The sequence below is a fragment of the Psychrosphaera algicola genome, assembly GCF_028401425.1.
GTDB classification, from domain to species: Bacteria; Pseudomonadota; Gammaproteobacteria; order Enterobacterales; family Alteromonadaceae; genus Psychrosphaera; species Psychrosphaera algicola.
Genome location: NZ_JAQOMS010000002.1, coordinates 4645870 through 4665217 on the forward strand (window position 1 = coordinate 4645870; position 19348 = coordinate 4665217).

The 19348-nt window shown below is 40.3% G+C and carries 18 protein-coding genes, 2 tRNA genes and 6 pseudogenes; 8 read left to right on the forward strand and 18 right to left on the reverse strand.

The features are described 5' to 3' along the window. Window positions 1–53: 53 nt before the first annotated feature. The 7 genes and pseudogenes from ilvN to rsmE form a co-directional block, all read right to left on the reverse strand. Window positions 54–551: an acetolactate synthase small subunit gene (gene ilvN / locus PN838_RS25525; RefSeq protein WP_215964833.1), complete on the reverse strand. Its 498-nt coding sequence runs from the start codon at window positions 549–551 to the stop codon at window positions 54–56. Next, a pseudogene (locus tag PN838_RS25530) lies at window positions 551–2289 on the reverse strand (acetolactate synthase 3 large subunit). The gene ilvN and the pseudogene PN838_RS25530 overlap by 1 nt, the downstream one beginning before the upstream one ends. Window positions 2290–2544: 255 nt before the next feature. Further along, a complete protein-coding gene (locus PN838_RS25535) occupies window positions 2545–3237 on the reverse strand; it encodes an NAD(P)H-binding protein (RefSeq protein WP_272182440.1) in 693 nt (230 codons plus the stop codon). After that, window positions 3221–3637, reverse strand: a pseudogene (ruvX, locus tag PN838_RS25540) (Holliday junction resolvase RuvX). Before ruvX ends, PN838_RS25535 begins: the two are co-directional and overlap by 17 nt. Then, window positions 3637–4194, reverse strand: a pseudogene (locus PN838_RS25545) (YqgE/AlgH family protein). Before PN838_RS25545 ends, ruvX begins: the two co-directional pseudogenes overlap by 1 nt. Before the next feature lie 64 nt (window positions 4195–4258). Next, window positions 4259–5211: pseudogene (gshB, locus tag PN838_RS25550) on the reverse strand (glutathione synthase). 21 nt (window positions 5212–5232) lie between these two features. Next, window positions 5233–5964, reverse strand: coding sequence for a 16S rRNA (uracil(1498)-N(3))-methyltransferase (rsmE, locus tag PN838_RS25555; protein ID WP_215964837.1), 732 nt, complete (start codon window positions 5962–5964; stop codon window positions 5233–5235). A 211-nt stretch (window positions 5965–6175) separates the two neighbouring features. On the opposite strand from rsmE, the gene PN838_RS25560 reads away from it, so the two are divergent. Genes PN838_RS25560 through PN838_RS25575 form a run of 4 tightly spaced genes read left to right on the forward strand, consistent with a single transcriptional unit; the run spans window position 6176 to window position 8098 of the window. Next, window positions 6176–7084, forward strand: a complete 909-nt coding sequence (locus PN838_RS25560) for an ABC transporter ATP-binding protein (RefSeq protein WP_272182441.1) — start codon at window positions 6176–6178, stop codon at window positions 7082–7084. 1 nt (window position 7085) lies between these two features. Then, the gene (locus PN838_RS25565) at window positions 7086–7532 is read left to right on the forward strand and encodes an ABC transporter permease family protein (RefSeq protein ID WP_272182442.1); all 447 of its coding nucleotides are present in this window, start codon (window positions 7086–7088) and stop codon (window positions 7530–7532) included. Window positions 7533–7534: 2 nt separating this feature from the next. After that, window positions 7535–7864 (forward strand): ABC transporter permease, encoded by a 330-nt coding sequence (locus PN838_RS25570; RefSeq protein ID WP_272182443.1) that lies wholly within the window; start codon window positions 7535–7537, stop codon window positions 7862–7864. A gap of 3 nt (window positions 7865–7867) precedes the next feature. Next, window positions 7868–8098: an ABC transporter permease gene (locus tag PN838_RS25575; RefSeq protein ID WP_272182444.1), complete on the forward strand. Its 231-nt coding sequence runs from the start codon at window positions 7868–7870 to the stop codon at window positions 8096–8098. 143 nt (window positions 8099–8241) lie between these two features. Here PN838_RS25575 and metK read toward each other — a convergent pair whose 3' ends face one another. Continuing rightward, the gene (metK, locus tag PN838_RS25580) at window positions 8242–9393 is read right to left on the reverse strand and encodes a methionine adenosyltransferase (RefSeq protein WP_215964839.1); all 1152 of its coding nucleotides are present in this window, start codon (window positions 9391–9393) and stop codon (window positions 8242–8244) included. Window positions 9394–10044: 651 nt separating this feature from the next. On the opposite strand from metK, the pseudogene PN838_RS25585 reads away from it, so the two are divergent. Beyond that, a pseudogene (locus PN838_RS25585) lies at window positions 10045–12205 on the forward strand (M3 family metallopeptidase). 84 nt (window positions 12206–12289) lie between these two features. Here PN838_RS25585 and trxC read toward each other — a convergent pair. The 6 genes from trxC to PN838_RS25610 all read right to left on the reverse strand — a co-directional run bounded on the left by trxC (window position 12290) and on the right by PN838_RS25610 (window position 15014). Continuing rightward, complete coding sequence (trxC, locus tag PN838_RS25590) at window positions 12290–12715, reverse strand: thioredoxin TrxC (RefSeq protein ID WP_215964941.1); 426 nt, start codon at window positions 12713–12715, stop codon at window positions 12290–12292. 20 nt (window positions 12716–12735) lie between these two features. Next, a complete protein-coding gene (locus PN838_RS25595; RefSeq protein ID WP_272182445.1) occupies window positions 12736–13065 on the reverse strand; it encodes a TusE/DsrC/DsvC family sulfur relay protein in 330 nt (109 codons plus the stop codon). A gap of 9 nt (window positions 13066–13074) precedes the next feature. Beyond that, entirely contained in the window at window positions 13075–13344 is a 270-nt protein-coding gene (locus tag PN838_RS27780; protein ID WP_370661073.1) for a DsrH/TusB family sulfur metabolism protein, read from the reverse strand. A gap of 202 nt (window positions 13345–13546) precedes the next feature. After that, window positions 13547–13726, reverse strand: coding sequence for a hypothetical protein (locus tag PN838_RS25600; protein WP_272182446.1), 180 nt, complete (start codon window positions 13724–13726; stop codon window positions 13547–13549). Next, window positions 13723–14082, reverse strand: coding sequence for a sulfurtransferase complex subunit TusD (gene tusD / locus PN838_RS25605; RefSeq protein WP_272182447.1), 360 nt, complete (start codon window positions 14080–14082; stop codon window positions 13723–13725). The genes PN838_RS25600 and tusD overlap by 4 nt, the downstream gene beginning before the upstream one ends. A 266-nt stretch (window positions 14083–14348) precedes the next feature. Next, window positions 14349–15014: a Bax inhibitor-1/YccA family protein gene (locus PN838_RS25610; protein WP_272182448.1), complete on the reverse strand. Its 666-nt coding sequence runs from the start codon at window positions 15012–15014 to the stop codon at window positions 14349–14351. Between the two features lie 511 nt (window positions 15015–15525). On the opposite strand from PN838_RS25610, the gene PN838_RS25615 reads away from it, so the two are divergent. Both PN838_RS25615 and PN838_RS25620 read left to right on the forward strand, forming a co-directional pair. Next, a tRNA-Ser gene (locus PN838_RS25615) sits at window positions 15526–15616 on the forward strand. Between the two features lie 45 nt (window positions 15617–15661). Next, a tRNA-Ser gene (locus PN838_RS25620) sits at window positions 15662–15752 on the forward strand. A 378-nt stretch (window positions 15753–16130) separates the two neighbouring features. On the opposite strand, the gene PN838_RS25625 is transcribed toward PN838_RS25620, so the two are convergent. Then, the gene (locus PN838_RS25625) at window positions 16131–16709 is read right to left on the reverse strand and encodes a TIGR01777 family oxidoreductase (RefSeq protein ID WP_370661136.1); all 579 of its coding nucleotides are present in this window, start codon (window positions 16707–16709) and stop codon (window positions 16131–16133) included. Between the two features lie 70 nt (window positions 16710–16779). Next, complete coding sequence (locus PN838_RS25630; protein ID WP_272182450.1) at window positions 16780–17034, reverse strand: NAD-dependent epimerase/dehydratase family protein; 255 nt, start codon at window positions 17032–17034, stop codon at window positions 16780–16782. A gap of 261 nt (window positions 17035–17295) precedes the next feature. Here PN838_RS25630 and PN838_RS25635 point away from each other — a divergent pair, with 261 nt between their 5' ends. Beyond that, entirely contained in the window at window positions 17296–18342 is a 1047-nt protein-coding gene (locus PN838_RS25635) for an AI-2E family transporter (protein ID WP_215964847.1), read from the forward strand. Window positions 18343–18495: 153 nt separating this feature from the next. On the opposite strand, the gene PN838_RS26820 is transcribed toward PN838_RS25635, so the two are convergent. Then, window positions 18496–18864 (reverse strand): CZB domain-containing protein, encoded by a 369-nt coding sequence (locus tag PN838_RS26820; RefSeq protein WP_370661137.1) that lies wholly within the window; start codon window positions 18862–18864, stop codon window positions 18496–18498. Between the two features lie 42 nt (window positions 18865–18906). Continuing rightward, window positions 18907–19250, reverse strand: a pseudogene (locus tag PN838_RS26825) (methyl-accepting chemotaxis protein); the annotation flags it as partial. Window positions 19251–19348 lie beyond the last annotated feature (98 nt).

Consider the following 19348-nt stretch of genomic DNA (forward strand, 5'->3'; position numbering starts at 1 on the left):
AATTCAATATTCTTGAATTTGGCCTTTTAGTATGGATTAGTTAATGAAGTGGCTTAAGGTTTTAATGCCTTTTCACCACGACCGATACCAACTACGCCAGAGCGTACGGTTTCAATAATCGTTCCGTTATCTCTCATAACATCGATAAAGGCGTCGACTTTACCAGAAGTACCGAGCATTTGAACGGTGTAAGCACGGCTTGCTACGTCCACAATTTGGCCTCTGAAAATATCGGCACAGCGTTTTATTTCTTCACGTTGTTCGTTTGTGTCAGCTGCTATTTTTACAAGCACGATTTCACGTTCAACATGAGCACTTTCCGTTAGTTCTCGAACCTTTAAAACGTCAACAAGCTTATTGACTTGTTTGGTAATTTGCTCGATAACACGTTGATCGCCTTCCGTTGTAATCGTAATACGCGATAAGCTGTCGTCGTCGGTCTTAGACACAGTTAAACTGTCAATGTTATAGCCACGTTGCGAAAACAATCCAACAATGCGAGAAAGGGCACCAGCTTCATTTTCCAATAAAATAGATAGGATGCGTCTCATTATTCTTTCTCCCCTTGAATTTCCCCTGCGACTTTGCCCTTAGGTGCTAAAACCATATCGTCAATTTTTCCACCTTTGATTTGCATTGGATAAACATGTGCTGACTGGTCAACAACAATATCCATAAAGACTAATTTGTCTTTCATTGCAAAGGCGTCTTCCATGGCTTGATCTAGTTTCGCTGGGTCTGTCACACGGATACCAACATGACCATAGGCCTCTGCTAGTTTGACAAAATCTGGAAGTGAGTCCATATAAGAATGAGAATGACGTCCATCATAAAACATGGTTTGCCATTGTCTAACCATGCCTAAAGCAGAGTTATTGATGTTAATCACTTTAACTGGAATACCGTATTGTAAACACGTCGCTAGTTCTTGAATGTTCATTTGAATTGAACCGTCTCCTGTCACACAGGCGACATGAGCATCAGGAAACGCTAATTTAACCCCCATAGCAGCAGGTAAACCAAAGCCCATTGTGCCTAGACCACCTGAGTTAATCCATTGACGTGGTTTTTTAAACGGATAGTACAATGCAGCAAACATTTGGTGCTGACCGACATCTGACGTAACGTAAGCATCACCATTTGTCACCTTGTAAAGCGATTCAATGACTTGTTGCGGCATAATTTGGTTGTCAATTTTGCTATAAGCCAAACTGTCTTCTGCACGCCAATCGTTAATCGTCTTCCACCAAGTTGACATGGCTTCAGGGTCCGTATTGAGATCATGACTGTCGATGTAAGCAAGTAATTGTTCAATAACTTTTTCGCTTCACCTACCACTGGCACATTCGCTGGAATGGTTTTAGAAATAGACGTTGGGTCTACATCGACGTGAACGATAGTTGCATTGGGACAAAATTTAGCAACGTTGTTGGTTACACGGTCGTCAAATCGGGCACCGATGGCAAAAATCACATCAGCGTTGGACATTGATTTATTTGCCTCATACGTGCCGTGCATACCTAACATGCCAACAAACTGAGGATGAACGCCAGAAATACCGCCTAACCCCATTAAAGTATTTGTTACCGGTACATTTAGTTTTTCTGCAAGCGCAGTGAGTTGTTCAGATGCGTTGGCAATTACAATACCGCCACCGGTGTACAAAATAGGGCGTTTAGCGGCACATAAAATTTCTGCCGCTTTTTTGATTTGCTTTGAATGACCTTTAACCGTTGGGTTATATGACCGCATATTAATTTCAGCAGGCATTACATAAGGCGCTTTAATTTTTGGATTGACGATATCTTTAGGTAAATCGACAACAACAGGGCCCGGTCGACCTGTTTTTGCAATGTAATAGGCTTTAGCGATAGCTTCAGGAATATCCTCAGCTCGTTTCACTAAAAAGCTGTGTTTTACGATAGGGCGAGAACAACCCACCATGTCACATTCTTGGAATGCGTCTTCACCGATAACAGTGGTTGGAACTTGACCAGACAATACAACAAGTGGGATAGAATCCATATATGCTGTTGCGATGCCGGTAATGGTATTGGTTGCGCCTGGACCTGAGGTCACAAGGACAGAACCTACGTCACCTGTAGCACGAGCATAACCGTCTGCAGCGTGAACGGCGGCTTGTTCGTGACGGACAAGAATGTGTTCTATTTTATTATGTTCAAACAAAGCGTCGTATATATCTAATACCGCGCCATAAGGATAACCAAACAGGTGTTTTACCCCGATGTCTTCTAACGCTTGCACTACCATTTCCGCACCGGATAACATGGTTGGCGAATTCTTCTCCATCGTATTTTCTCACTTCAAAACTTATTGATCGTAGCTAGTTACGTTTTTACTCTAATTCGCACACCGATTACAAGGGCAAATCGCCGAATAAGTAAAATAAATTTATCTATGTTAGGACGATTGGTGCGATAACCGTTTATTTACTAAAAAAATAGTGTAATTTTTAACCAATAAGGTGTGGAGATACTTAATTTTGGCGTTTCAATATTACTTAAAAAATAGCCCATCTTAGTTTTAAAAGATTCTAATCTTCGGGTTTTTAAAAGATTGTAATCTTCGGTTTTCTGCAATTGTAACGGATTGTTTTTGATCAGCTATTATCTGGCACACCGCTCGGGAAACCGTATCGGCAGTAATTGGCTTATATTGACTAATAAAAGGTATGAATTGCAACGCAGTTAAAACATATTTCCCAAAAGTTTCACCTATCCGTTTCTCTGGACGAGGGCCGACTAATACACTTGGACGGACGATTAACGAGTGGTCAAAACCAAGTTGCAATAATTGGTGTTCGGTTTCGCCTTTCAAATTTAAATAGAACGATGACGCGCCGACTTTTGCACCAATGGAAGAAATAAAAACCAACCGAGTTGCGCCATTTAATTTAGCTAATGTTGCAAACTCAACTGGGTAGGTTTGGTCAACTCTAATCATTGCCTGTTGACTGCCTGCGTGTTTAATTGTGGTGCCTAAACAACAAAATAACGTGTCGCCAACAATATCTTGAACATGGGCTTCAAGGTGATCAAAGTCTGTTTTTATCTGGACCAATTTATTGTGTGTAAAGTTTGCGGGTAAGTCAGAGCGACTGAAGTTGATAACTTGACAATAGTGTTCGTCGGCCAATAACTGAGTAATTAATGATTGACCGACAAGGCCTGTTGCGCCAATAACTAAAGCGCGTTTGGGGTTAGTAGCAGTTTTCAAAGTAACTTTCTAATATAACTACTGCTGATTGTGAGTCAACATTACCTTTTTTAAGTTACGAAAGCCACCGGATGCAAATAAATCTGCCTTGGCATCAACTGTAGTCAGACGTTCGTCATGGGTTTCTATGGCATAACCAAAGCGACCATGGATCTTGTTGGCGAATTTTTTGCGCGGGCAGTCATCGGTTGTTCTGTACCATCCATATTAAGTGGCAATCCGACAACCACTAGGTCTGGTTCCCAAGTGGTAAGTAGCTTTTCAACTTGGTCCCACTGAGGTACACCATCCTTCGCTCGTAAAGCTTCAAGGGGGATGCCGTACCGGTTAATGATTGTCCTACTGCAAAACCAATGCTAGTTGTGCCGTAGTCGATACCAATAATGGTTTTTGACTTCATTAAGCGTGTCCTGAAATTGCGGACAGTTGACTGATGTCGATGCCCAGTTTTTGGATTGCTCTTTCCCAACGTTTTTCAACTGGGGTATTGAATAAAATATCGTGGTCAGCTTCAATTGTTAATCAGGCATTGTTCGCCATTTCATCTTCCAATTGACCAGCAGTCCATCCTGCATAGCCTAAAGTTAATAAAAATTGATCAGGTGCTTGCTCGGTTGACAAGCTTTGCAATATATCTTTCGACGTTGTTACATTGATGTCGCCCGGAAGCGCTATACTTGAAGTCCAAATTTTGCCCCCTGTGTGCAATACAAAACCACGGTCAGTTTGCACCGGACCACCTGTTAGCACATTTTTTGATGACAATGCCGATGATTCACTGGTTTCAATGTCAATTTCGTTTAACAGTCGACTAACACTGATCTCAGATGATTTGTTAATGACCAAGCCCATTGCGCCCTGATCATCGTGTTCGCAAATGTAGGTCACTGACCGACCAAAAAATGAACCATCTAAAGAAGGCATCGCAATCAATAGTTGGTTCGTTAAATTGGTGATTTCTGTAATTTCTGCCGTCATTAAAACTCCTATTAATTGCGCTTTTGAGAATGTGCTTGTTTTACTATTGCGCGCTTATGCGTTGTTCAATAGCGTCAAACAGTGCGCCTGTAATATCTACGTCAAATGCTGCTTCAATTTCTTTGATGCACGTTGGGCTAGTAACATTTATCTCGGTGACAAAATCACCAATCACATCTAAGCCAACAAATATTAGGCCTTTAGCTTTTAATGTAGGCCCAATTGCATTGGCAATCTTCCAGTCGGTGTCCGACAGTGGACGTGCTTCGCCTCGACCGCCAGCTGCTAAATTACCGCGGGTTTCACCTTTTGCTGGTATGCGAGCAAGGCAATAAGGCATAGGTTCACCGTCTACAATCAGGATCCGTTTATCGCCATTAGAAATATCTGGGATAAACGCTTGGACCATAGCAAATTGAGTACCGTGTGCCGTAAGTGTTTCAATGATCACACCAAGGTTAGGATCACCTGCTTTAACTCTAAAGATAGAGGCTCCACCCATACCATCAAGTGGTTTGAGGATGATATCGCCATGTTTTTCATAAAAAGCCCGGATCTGCTTATCACTGCGAGTTACTAATGTTTGCGGTGTAAACTCTGAGAACCAACTGGTATATAATTTTTCATTAGCATCACGCAGACTTTGAGGTTTGTTAACGATCAAAGTACCTTCGTCTTCTGCACGCTCTAAAATATAGGTGGCGTAAATAAATTCGGTATCAAAAGGAGGATCTTTACGCATTAGTATCACGTCTAGATCAGACAATAATATGTCGTTAGACTCGGCAAGAGTGAAGTGATCGCCCACCACATTTTGTACGGTTAATTGACGCGCTTGACCATATGCTCGACCATTTTCTAAAAATAGGTCGTTCATTTCAAAGTAGTACAATTCATAGCCCCGTGCCTGTGCTTGCAGCAACATTGCAAAGCTCGAATCTTTTTCAAATTAATATCTGCAATGGGATCCATCACAATGCCAAGTTTTTTTGTCATTTTTAATCCTAGTATTAAAAATTAAGCTAAATCACCAAACTGAAATTGCAGTGATGCTAATAAGGTTAACGCGGCGGTTTCAGTGCGTAATACTCTTGGGCCAAGTTGAATGTCTGTGTAATTGGCGTCACCTGCTTGGCGAATTTCTTCGTCACTTAAACCACCTTCTGGGCCGATAATAAAACGGACGCCACTGTCAGGTATTGTAATCGTTTTAATAGAAGTGGAGGCTTTAGGGTGTAAATTCAACTTCAGTTGGTTAGTTTCTTGTTTTAAAAACTCAGACAAACTGATTGGTGGGTGAACAACAGGAATAATAGCGCGACCACTTTGTTCACAGGCCGAGATTGCTATTTTTTGCCACTGCTGGTGTTTTTTCTCTAATCGTTCACCAGCTAATTTAACGCCACAACGTTCAGTAAAAACTGGTGTGATCTCCATAATGCCTAATTCAACGGATTTTTGGATGGTAAAATCCATCTTATCACCGCGGGAAATGCCCTGAGCCAAATGAATATTTAACGGTGACTCATTTTCAATCGCGGCTTTTTCTAGAGGCAATATTTGGACTGACTTTTTGCTCACATCCGTAATTTCGCTAAGGTAATCGTGCCCGTCGCCATTAAACAATATGATTTTGTAACCTTGTTTCAAGCGTAATACTTTAGCGACGTGATTTGCAGCGTCCGAGTCTAACTCGCAGTTGCTATTTAATTGCAATGGTGAAGAATGATAAATTCGAGGTATTCTCATGGCGTTTCTATTTGCTTTTTTTGCAATTTTAGCAGGCTGATTTTGATATGCCTATGGTTATCACATAACTATTTTTTTAATGAACAATAATTCGTTAAGCCTCAGTTGCTTTAGTTTATTCCGTCGAACCCAAGTTTTTTGTTACTAATTTTCTATGAAAAATATACCTTGAATTGCTATTATGCGGCACGGCTTTATTTAAGGAGTGCAAATGGATCCTATTATCTCTGTCGAAGGATTAATTAAACAATATAAAGATGTTATTGCCGTCAATAATGTCTCATTTGATATTCAACATGGGACTTGTTTTGGTTTGTTGGGCCCAAATGGCGCTGGAAAGACAACAACTATAGAAATGATGGAAGGCTTAACCCCACCGAGTAAAGGCCAAATTAAGTTATTTAGTAAAACGTTGACAAAAGCGGCGTTAGACCAGATAGGCATACAGTTCCAGCAAACTGCTCTACAAGACTTCTTAACGGTCACCGAAACCATTAACTTATTTGCTTCCTTTTATAAAAATACGTTGGCAACGGATACACTCATCACTATGTGTGACTTGGTTGAAGTCAAAGACCGTAATCACCAAAAATTGTCAGGTGGACAAAAGCAACGTTTGCTTCTCGCCTTAGCATTAGTGAATGACCCACAGATCATATTTTTGGACGAGCCAACAACTGGGCTTGATCCCCACGCTAGGCGTAACTTCTGGGATCTGCTTACTGAGATTAAAAACTCGGGTAAAACCATTATCATCACAACGCATTATATGGATGAAGCTCAGTATTTATGTGACGAAATTGCGATTATGGACCGTGGTGAAATCATTGCCCATAACAGCCCAGATAATCTACTACAACAGCATTTTTCAGGGGCGATTATCCGCTTACCAAAACCAAATTTAGAAGGGCACACCTTACCAAGTGGGACTCGCCCTTACGGTGATGGTTTTTATGATATTGATGCCATTAATGTTGAAAAAACCATAACGGAATTACTGTCGCAGGGAATTTCTCTTGATGGCTTGCAAGTTAAATCCGCAAACTTAGATGATCTATTTATTAAACTTACAGGTCATGCGCTTACTGGACCTACTATTGACGTAAAGGCGGGAGAATAACATGTTGGCATTAAAGCGCTTTTGGGCCATTTTAAAAGCCCGCAATTTAGAATTTTTCAGAGACAAATCGTCACTTAGTTGGAGCATTATATTTCCGGTTTTGTTGTTGGCGGGTTTTGCGGTGGTTTTCTCCGACAATGATAAAGACGTTTACAAAGTTGGTGTGATAGATAAGCCCGAAAACTTTAGCGCCTTTAGCGATGTGCGTTTTATCAATTTTGTCGACTATCAAGACATTGACGCTGCGATGACCAAATTGGAGCGTCATCAACTTGATTTAGTGATAGACCACACGAATAAAAAGATTTGGCAAAACGAATCTTCAGCAAACAGCTATATCGTTCAAAAGATGCTGTCTGGTGCTATTGACGAGCGTTGGCAGTCGTCGTTTATTGATGGCCGAGCCATTCGTTATGTCGATTGGGTATTACTAGAATTTTGGGCATGAACATGATGTTCAGTTGTTTATTTGGTGTAGGTTATGTCATCGTACGTTACCGTAAAAATATGGTGTTAAAACGACTTAATGCCACGCCTGTTAAAGCCATCGAGTTTTTAGCGGCGCAGATCACCTCGCGTCTATGGATAGTCATTGCTATTTCGGGTTCAGTATTTGCCGGATGTGATTTTATATTCGATTTCTATATGTTGGGCTCGTTTTGGAACTTATTACTTGTCGCTGTTTTAGGGGCGATGTCGTTAATTTCATTAGGTCTGTTGTTGTCTTCTCGCAGTCGCAGTGAAGAATTAACCGGTGGGTTGCTAAATTTGGTCACCTGACCAATGATGATCTTATCCGGTGTTTGGTTTTCATTGGAGGGGAGCCCTGAGTTTATTAGACAAATATCCTACTTTTTGCCATTAACTCATCTGGTGGAAGGGGCTCGAGCCGTGATGATAGAAGGCGCTGACTTTGTTGCATTGTCCACGCACACTATTCCATTAGCGGTGATGACATTTGTTTTTCTGACAATTGGCGCGCTTATGTTTCGCTGGGACGGTGACGGTCGTTAAGCGACTTGCTGAGTTATGATAACAGCTCACTATTGCAAAAAGGCACTTATTGCAATAGTGAGCATTGGATAAAACGGTAGCAATAAAAAAGCCCCAGTGACCATTTATTAGACGGTTATCTGGGGCTTTTTTAATTTTGCTTTTTACCAACCAACAGACGCTTTAAGCGCTTCAACTTTGTCGGTTTTTTCCCAAGGGAATTCTTCACGACCGAAGTGCCCATAGGCTGCGGTCGCTTTATATATTGGACGTTCTAAGTCAAGCATTTGAATCAAACCGTATGGACGTAAATCAAAGTGTTCACGAACAAGTTGGATAATTCTATCTTCTTCAAATTTACCCGTGCCAAATGTTTCAATACTGATTGACGTTGGCTCAGCAACACCAATTGCATATGAAACTTGAAGTTCGGCTTTGTCAGCTAAACCAGCAGCAACTAAATTCTTGGCAACATAACGAGCCGCATAAGCAGCAGAACGGTCAACTTTTGATGGATCTTTACCAGAGAATGCGCCACCACCGTGACGAGCCATGCCGCCATAGGTATCAACGATGATCTTACGACCCGTTAAACCACAATCACCCATTGGTCCACCGATGACAAAACGACCTGTTGGATTAATGAAAAATTTAGTTTCTTTCGTTAACCATTGAGCCGGTAATGTTGGCTTTATGATAGTTTCCATAACCGCTTCAACAAGATCTGATTGGGTAATAGAGTCACAATGTTGAGTCGATAAAACAACGGCGTCGATCCCAACTGGCTTGCCATTTTCGTAGGCAAAGGTAACTTGTGATTTAGCGTCTGGACGCAACCACGGTAGTGTCCCGTCTTTACGCACTTGCGCTTGACGTTTAACTAAACGATGAGAATATTCAATTGGCGCAGGCATTAAAACTTCAGTTTCATTACATGCATAACCAAACATTAAGCCTTGGTCGCCGGCACCTTGTTCACTAGGGTCTGCTCTATCAACACCTTGGTTAATGTCTGGCGATTGTTTGCCGATGGTATTTAAAATGGCACATGAATCTGCATCAAAACCCATATCTGAATGCACATAACCAATTTCTTTTACGGTATTGCGAGTTAATTCTTCGATATCAACCCAAGCGCTAGTAGTTACTTCACCACCAACCATGACCATACCGGTTTTAACGTATGTTTCGCAGGCAACTCGAGCTTTAGGATCTTGCGCTAATATTGCGTCAAGTACAGCGTCAGATATTTGATCCGCGATTTTATCCGGGTGTCCTTCAGAAACAGATTCTGATGTAAATAAATGTTTTGCCATGAATAATTTCTCTCAGATGAAAACTTATTTTGAAAATTAGTGTGTTTAGCTATTTTGATTATTAGCCAAAGTTACGTAATTTTAATCCAAAAACAGTGCTAACACCTAATACTTTTTTACATCTAGACGTCTATACGTATCTAATGTTGCTTTCAATGCACCTATTTAGAGGGGCTGGTTTGATTTAAAAAATAAATAATTTGATGATAAAACGACCTTTGTTTATTAACAAAAAGCACGTAAAGCGAGGAGACAAGTTGATAACAGGCACTATTTTGTGCCATTGCTCACAATTGATAAGTCAATCGGCCAGAATTAAACACAATAAAAAGTGCGTTAATTTTGTTGAATTTCGACCACATTAAGAAGTTAAGCAAAGCGACTCAGGAGACAAATCCGATAAATATGGTACTTAAATAAAATGGGCTTATTGTCCAATGCCTAATGAATATATCGACAGGCTTGTTAAGGCTTAGAATTGGGATAAGGCGTTGTTTTACTCAGTTTGGCCATAAAACTTGCACGTTTTTACGAAAGGATAAAAATCTTTACAAAGTTCAGCTTGTAAAATAGGTCGTTGAACACGCAAACCCTTGCAGGTAGGTGTTGCCTCTGATTATATGTTTGTAACAATAACAAAAGGTTAATCTAATGAAAAAATCGATAAAACTTGCAGTTGCGGTCGCTCTGCTTGGTGGCTTAACAGCTTGTGGCGGCAGTGATGTTAAATCACCTGTTGCTGAGGTATCTGCAGCGCAAAATACCACAAACACTATTTTGAAACCATGGACAGGTCCATTTGAAGGTGTACCAGCGTTTGACACTGTAAAACTTGACGATTTGATACCGGCTTTTAAAATCGCAATGAAATCGCATTTAGCTGAAGTTGAAGCAATTGCTAATAATAAAGCGCCGGCTACTTTCGAAAATACTATCGTTGCATTAGAAGCCGTTGGTGAAGATTTAGATCGCGTATGGACATACTACGGAATTTGGCGTTCAAACATGTCGTCACCGGAAGTACGCGAAGTGGGTAAAGAGTTATCACCATTAATTTCTAAGCATTATTCTCAGATTAGCCAGAACGAAACATTATTTGCTCGGATCAAAGCCGTTTACGAAAGCAAAGAAATGAAGACGTTACGTAAAGATCAACAACGTTTAGTTGAAAACAGCTACAAAGGTTTAGTCCGCAGTGGCGCTAAATTATCTGCTGAAGATAAAGAACGTTTTGCTGCTATTAACCTAGCTTTGGCAGAGCTACACACTAACTTTGGTAATAACGTATTAGCCGACGAAGAAAACTATGTTACCTATTTAAATGAGTCACAACTTGGTGGGTTACCGCAGTCGGTAATCACAGCGGCTGCATCTGCTGCAGCAGCGCTGGGTAAAGAAGGTCAATACGCAATTACCAACACGCGTTCTTCGATGGACCCGTTTTTAACGTATTCAGACGAGCGTGAGTTACGTAAAGAAGTATGGAACAAATACTATAGTCGTGGCGATAACGGTGATGAATTTGATAACAATAAAAATATCGCTGAAATCCTAAAGTTACGCCATGAACGTGTTCAATTACTCGGTTATAAAAATTACGCTGAATGGCGTCTTGAAGACCGTATGGCGAAAAATCCTGAAAACGCATTTAATCTCATGAATGCTGTTTGGCCTGCCGCGATCGCTCGCGTAAAAGAAGAAGTTGCGGATATGCAAGCCGTAGCAGATGCTGAAAAAGCAAATATCAAAATTGAACCATGGGACTACCGTTTTTACGCCGAAAAAGTGCGTAAAGCTAAATACGACCTAGATTCAGATGAAGTGAAACAATACCTACAACTTGATAACTTACGTGAAGCGATGTTCTATGTTGCTGGTAAGTTGTTTGACTTTAAATTTGACGCGGTCAAAGAGGGCTCTGTTCCTGTCTTCCATGAAGATGTAAAAGTATGGGAAGTCACTAAGCTATCTACTGGCGAACATGTCGGTGTCTGGTATCTAGACCCATACGCTCGTAAAGGCAAACGCTCTGGTGCATGGGCAACCTCATACCGCAGCTTTACAACTTTCCAGGGTAAAACCAATGTATTGGCGTCAAATAACTCTAACTTCATCAAGGGTGAGGCGGGCAAACCAACACTTATTTCTTGGTCTGATGCAGAAACCTTATTCCACGAGTTTGGTCATGCTTTGCATTCACTGTCGTCTCAAGTTGAATACCCATCGCAAAATGGTGGTGTTCGTGACTACACTGAATTCCAGTCACAATTGCTAGAACGTTGGTTAACAACGGATCCGGTTATTGATAACTACTTAACGCATCAAAAAACAGGTAAGCCAATTCCTGCTGATCTAGTGGCTAAAATCAAAAAAGCAGCAACATTTAACGAAGGGTTTAAAACCACGGAGTATCTTGCGTCTGCAATAATTGATCTTAAATTACACAGCATGGACCCGGCAGGTTTAGATGCAGATAAATTTGAACGTGAAACACTCGCTGAAATGGGTATGCCGTCTGAATTAGTTATGCGTCATAGAACGCCACATTTTGGGCATATATTCTCAGGTGAAGGTTATTCTGCTGGTTACTACGGTTATATGTGGGCAGAAGTATTAACGTCTGACGCAGCTGAAGCATTTGAAGGCTCACCAAGGTGGTTATTACGACAAGGGTATGGCGAAGAAGTTGGTCGACCATTTGTTCTCTGTACGCAACGCTATTGACCCTGCAGAGGCGTATCGTTTGTTTAGAGGACGTGATGCTAAAGTTGAAGCACTAATGCGTGACAGAGGCTTCCCAGTGCCAAAATAGGTATTGGCTTACTCTGAAGTATTAAAAAAGGTTAGCAATTTTGCTAACCTTTTTTGTTTTTAACCCAATTATATACGCCAAAAACTATCCGATATGCGACTGCAACCAACGCGTTAAGTCTTGTGGTGGCAATGCCCCAGAGACTCTATCTACTTCTTTTCCTTGCTTAAATACGATTAAGGTTGGAATACTACGAATATTAAACATGCCTGCGCTCGATTGAGCGTTTTGAGTATTTAATTTGCCAAAGCGATAGGTGTGTTTAAAGGCCATGGCGGCTTGCTGAAAATGTGGCGCAAAAGACTTACATGGACCGCACCAGTCAGCCCAAAAGTCGATTACGACAGGTAGGTCATTGTTCTGGATAAATTTAAAGACGTTGGCGTCTGTCAGTTCAATTGGTGCGCCCAAAAGTAATTTGTTTTTACATTTGCCGCAAATGCCATCCGCTTCAATTTTATCTTCAGGTACGCGATTTTTAGCAAAACAGGTGGAGCAAGTTATAAACATTGATGTGGTCACGGTTTTTCCTAAATACATTTAGCTGGTTTTGGTAGCCCTGCAATTCGAGTCGCTTGTTTTGCAGGCCCTTTTGGGAACAATCGATAAAGATAAATACTGTTACCTTTATCTGCCCCGAGTTCTTTTGCCATCGCTTTGACTAATAGACGTATAGCCGGGCTTGTTTTAAATTCGATATAAAAATTTCGGACAAAATTAACCACTTCCCAGTGATTATCTGTCATTGTGATGTTTTCTAATTCTGCGATATGATTGGCTAGTTCTATACTCCAATCGTCTAAATTGATCAGGTATTCATGTTTGTCTGTTTCATAAGAAGTGCCGTTAAATTCGATCATGGTGCTTATTTACCAACTTAATATATTATTTGCGCTTTCACAAAACTCGACCCACTGCGGGTCGTTAATCATTTCAAAGTGTTCATTTTCCCTTATATGTCGGGCGTTACAGTCAAGTTCTCGAGCGAAAAAACTGATGTTATCTATGGGTTTTATCGTAGGCAGCCTATACACAGCGTCCTGAGTAAATAGCACTTTGTCGCCACTGGACAAGAGTTGTTTCACGTTGTTCCATTGTTCGGACGTAAATAAGATGTGCAAGCTATTTGTTGTGGTCATGATTATTTCAACTTAAATAACGTAAATGTGTTTGGCGTTTTGTTTTAACTGAATAATGCCGCCGGGGTCTAATGTCAGTACGCTTGGCATCACATTTTTTTATGGAACCCCAACTTGTTTAATGACTTTTGGCAAACGAATGTTTCTTCTATATCGTACATTTCAAGTAATTTAAAGGTGCTCAAATAGTCTTTCTGACCTATCAGTTCGGGGTTTGCTCAATTAAACACTGAGTCACGCCTAATCCTAAAAATAACACACTGACCCGTTGGTCAAATGCGCCAAAAATCAAAGACAAATCCAATGCTTCTTTACCAGCTAAAGCATTCAACGCACTTTGTGTATGGATGATTAATATGTCGTTTATGACTTGGTCATTCATTTAAACTGCACCATTTTGTCAGACTCAGTGGTGAGCTCAGCAAATTCAGCTAGGCCGGAAAGGGTAAAGCTCGGGTGCAGTGCATCGGCATTAACACCGCGTTTTTCCGCCGCAGTCACGCACATCAATAGCGGGATATTATGTTGTGAATTTAAGTTAACTAATTGCGATTGACCATTGAGTTCATCAGAGGGGATATCCAAATTATTAGACCCGTTTAATACTGCGTCTTGATACAAAAAAACCGCTGTAATTGAATTTCCACGGTCAATGGCCGCTTGAGCAAATTGGCAGGCCGTCGCCACACTCTGGTGAGACCAAGGCGGGCAATGTAATACGAGAATAAAGCGATTCATAAAACACTCAATAAGGAATTCAAAACACAATGTAAGGGTAGTGCCGTCATTGTATTACATCTACCACAACTTGCTAATACTTTACGTTAAAAAAGAATACTGAATTAAATCTGAAATTAGGGCACGGAAGAAAGCGGCGACAAACAATAAACAAGCTATAGAGTAAATCATTTAAGTGATTGGTCAGGTGTGAAAAACAATGGCGAAAAAGTGGCAAAAAAAGCCTCACTATGTGAGGCTTTTAATGATTAAGTAAGGTAACGAAATTAATCGTCACTACCACCAAATGCAGTTAGTAACTGAATAAGGCTTAGGAAGATGTTGTAAATCGATACAAACAACGTCACTGTTGCTAAGATGTAGTTTGTTTCACCACCACGCACAATTGCTTGAGTTTGAAGCAAAATTGCACCAGATGAGAATAAAATAAACATCGAGCTAATGACTAACGATAACGCTGGAAGGTTTAGGAAAATGTTTGCAACTACTGCTGCAATAATAACCCAGAATCCTGCCATCATCATGCCGTTTAAGAATGACAAGTCACGTTTAGTCGTCAACGCATAAGCCGAAACACCGAAGAAGGTTAGGGCTGTGCCACCAAGCGCAGTCATAACAATCTCGCCGCCGCCTGCGCCGATAACCATATTTAGTATTGGTCCAAGGCTATAACCAAGGAAGCCTGTAAAAGCAAATACTGCAATTAAGCCAGTAGATGAATTCGCCGCTTTATGAACCCAAAACAACAAGCCATAAAATCCAACCAACATTAGGATTAATCCTAGGTGTGGTAAATTCAATGCCATTGCTGCACCAGCGACGATAGCAGCGAAGGCAAGCGTCATCGCGAGTAATGAGTAAGTATTGCGTAATACCTTATTCGTCTGTAATACAGATGCTTCAGTACTTTGATACGCTGTTCTGCTGTCCATTGTGAACTCCTGTTATTCAACAAAATAATTATGACAAACTAAACGTAGTTTTCACCAAATTACGTCTCTGGTCAATACATTGGGGTAAAGAAATTTTATTCAAGTTTATTAATAAATATTAATTATGTATTTTAATTGTGTCTTATTGGTAACTTATGTGCCTGTAAGTGTTGTGTGGCAGCGCTTCCCAGCAATTTAGTTTTTTAACATTATCACTTACGATAATTATTGCCGCTTAATATTCGAACTAAATTTGTTTTTTACTGCAACTAGTCGCTAAGTTTTTGGAATTTTTAGGCTAGCGTTAAAATTTTTATTCGATGATAACAGCAATGATAACAGCAATCATTTTGGTGTTTGAAATTTGGCCGCTTATTTCTTTGTTTTTGGGGTTTTTGATGAATATTCAACCTCAGTGGTTTAAAAAGCACCATTCAACTCACTTTTTACGTTTTTTTAGATTTACACTTTACATCAGGCGATTAGGTCACTAATATGCGCCCCATCAAGTGGAGAGGTGGCAGAGCTCGGTCGAATGCACCTGACTTGAAATCAGGCGAAGGGTTAAACCTTCCGGGGTTCGAATCCCTCCCTCTCCGCCACTTATTTTTACATCGAGTTGTTACAACTCGATTACATCGACTAATGGAAAGCTGGCAGAGCTCGGTCGAATGCACCTGACTTGAAATCAGGCGAAGGGTTAAACCTTCCGGGGTTCGAATCCCTCGCTTTCCGCCATATAAACAACCCTAGTGATTAATATCACTGGGGTTTTTATTGCCTGTAATATACGCCTAAATATCGGCTTATTGAGCCCATTAAAAGCCTGCACACCTTTGCTACTTATCGATAAAGCTCTTTATACATTAGGTTTATTTGATGTTTAGTATAAATCATCGTTTACGCTAAATTATTGTCTTAATCAGAATCCAGAAACCGAGTCTAAAATCCATCACACTCATTATTGTCAGTCGCTTTTGTCGAGACTGTTACAAAAATTAAGTTTTACTGTTGAAATTCAGTTGTTGTTAAAATTTTGGCGGGTAGTGGAAAATAAATGTCTTTGAAGAAGCTGTATTGGACCAAATGCAAACACCACTTGGTCCGAGGCTTTTCTTAAAGTAAAAGTAGATCTTCGAGCGCGTCAGCTAAAACTGGATATTTAAATTCAAATTTATTGTCGAGTAATTTAGTAGGAACAGCGTTTTGGCCAAATATTATAAGGTCAGCTCTTTCGCCCAATGTCATTCGCAATACAAACCTAGGGACTCTTAAGATCGCCGGGCGATGCAAGACAGTTGCTAGGGCATGAGTAAATTCTTTGTTCGAAACTGGGGTTGGAGCTGACAAATTAATCGGACCACTAATGTTTTTATTCTCCAGAACAAACTTCACAGCGCTAGCCCAGTCTTTTACGTGGATCCAAGGCATATATTGCTTGCCATTAGAAATTTTTCCACCAAATCCAGCCCAAAATGGCGGGATCATTTTTTCTAAAGCGCCACCTTGGTTAGACAGGACAATGCCTGTCCGAAGCAAGGTGACATTAGCGTGTTTTGCCGTGGTAGCAATTTCTTCCCATTGCTGACATAACTTACTACCGAAGTCATTGCCAAATGAGCTAAATGTTTCGTCTATAGACTCTGCACCTTGTGGGCCATAAATACCCACAGCACTTGCACTAATAAATTGGATTTTTTATCTGCACTGCATTCCGAGTTTATTTTAGCAACGAGAGCCTTTGTTGTATCAAACCGGCTGCTCATTATTTGCTTCTTACGCTTAGCGGTCCATTTTTATCAACTATGGGTTCACCAGCTAAGTTAATAATTGCGTCAAAATCGACTAAGTTTATTTCATCAAATGAGTCAATAACGGTAATTGAAGCATGCAGGTTTCTGCAGGCCTTTGCGTAGTTACGAGTAAAAACAGTCAATTTGTGAACTTCATTATCAAATCTGAGGAGCCTTATAAGCGCTGCTCCCAATAATCCTGTTCCACCGGTAATTAGAATATTCATTAACCTGCCAATTTATTTTTTAATTTCAGTAAAATAGCTTTACTATAGGTTTTTGTTAGTTTTGTGGCTCAAAAGAGCTGTAATTTGGTTTAAAAGCCTAACATTACCTTTAGGCTCCCAATTTAAATGGGACAATGAACCAAATCAACCATTTAGTTTATTATTTTTGGTAACAACAAATTTTAGATTAGCAATTTAGTAAAATTGCTAAAATTGTTCAGTTGCAATAAGTGAACGCAAATATCCTTAAAGGAAAAGTAGATGTCTAAGCTCGAAATGAACTTTGCCACAAGATTTTTATTTACGATGGCCTGTTTAATTATTTTATTGGCAGGAATAAAAGCGGCGAGCGCCATTTTAGTTCCATTTTTGTTATCCATGTTTATCGCCATTATTGCCAATCCACTAGTTAATAAACTAATTGCACTTCGGATCCCTCGAGTCTTTGCTGTGCTCATTATTTTGAGTCTATTAGTCGGTGCTGGAATGTCCATCGCTGGCGTTGTTGGGCAATCGTTTAATGACTTTTCACAGTCGCTGCCTGTTTACCAAGCAAAGTTATCTAATGAGCTCGAGTGGATAGTGAACAAACTTGCGTTATTTGATATTCATGTAGATCAATCGTTACTGACTCAATACTTTAATCCGAGTATTGCTATGCAAATGGTTGGCAATTTATTAAGTGGATTTGGCGGTGTTATGGCCAATTTATTTTTAATCATTCTTACCGTTGTTTTTATGTTGTTTGAAGCGCCGGATGTATCTAAGAAGGTTCATATTGCATTAGACGATCCTACAATGAAAATGCGTCATGTAGACCGCTTTTTAGAGTCTGTAAATAGTTATCTCGCGATTAAATCTCTAGTCAGTTTAGGAACCGCAACAGCGGTTGGCGTCTTATTGTGGATATTAGATATTGATTACGTATTGCTTTGGTCTGTGTTGGCATTTTTGTTTAATTTCATTCCTAACATAGGATCAATTATTGCTGCTGTGCCAGCGGTACTGCTTGCCATTGTTGTCCAAAGTCCAGCGGTTGCGGGCATTTTGGCGTTAGGCTATATTGCGATTAACACGATTTTTGGCAATGTCATTGAACCTAAATTTATGGGCCGTGGTTTAGGTTTATCAACCTTGGTTGTATTTTTATCTTTGATATTTTGGGGATGGTTATTAGGCACTGTCGGAATGTTACTTTCTGTACCCCTTACGATGATAGTAAAAATTGCGCTTGAGGCAAATGCCGACAGTCGTTGGTTAGCTTTGTTATTGAGTAATGTTGATGATACTGAGCTCAAAAATTCATAACAGTGTAAGAGTGACTCAGGTTCAAAGTACGCTCAAATTCAACGGCGTTGGAGGATAGGCTGATTGGCATTGATTAGACTGAGGCGTTTATGCTGTACTTACAAAAGTATTGTGGCTTTTGGCAAGTACAGCGCAATTTAGACGTTTAGTGGCTTAAGAATGAAGCAAGTTGTCTAACAATCCTGTTACTTTATTTGAAGCCTGTTCCATTTTATTGAGCGTATTTATTGCCTCTGCTTTATCACCTTTTTCAAGTTGTTTTAACGCCTCTAGTCCGAACTTATGCACTTGGCGGTGAGGTTCATCAATATGCATAAAGGTTGTGTTACTGCCAAATTTACTCTTACCTTCAGTTACATACCATTGACCAAGACGACACGACGAGTGGTCGGCAAATTCGTTAATTGATTTCGAACTAAGCCCTGCAGCGACCGCATATACATCACCTTTCCAAACCACATGATCTAACTTAACGGTTTGAATAAACGATTGCATTGTGGCGGACTCAATTGTTGATTTCATTTGATTACAAACACCAATGATGTTGCTGTAATCTTCATTTAATGTATTTACGCCGTTAGACAAGTCTCGGTTGCTTAATTGAATTCGATCAACTGAGGTAACAGTTTCATTGGTCGAGCGGATAATTTCATTTACGAGATCAGACACTTCGTTTGCAGATTCATTCGTGTTGTTCGCCAACGCACGAACTTCATCGGCAACAACAGAGAAGCCGCGACCCGCTTCCCCGCACGCGCAGCTTCAATGGCTGCATTAAGTGCTAATAAATTGGTTTGGTCCGAAATTTTCGAAATAGTGGATACAAAGGTATTAATTTTATCAGCCATTTCAGATAAGCCTGAAATATTGGTTGTCATCGAACCCATTTGGTCGCCAAGACCCGCCATGCCACCAACGATTGAATTTAGTGCATTTGATGAGGTATCAAACAGTTCATTAATCAATGCGATAGAGCGACTTTCTTCCTCTATTTGTTGAAATGATA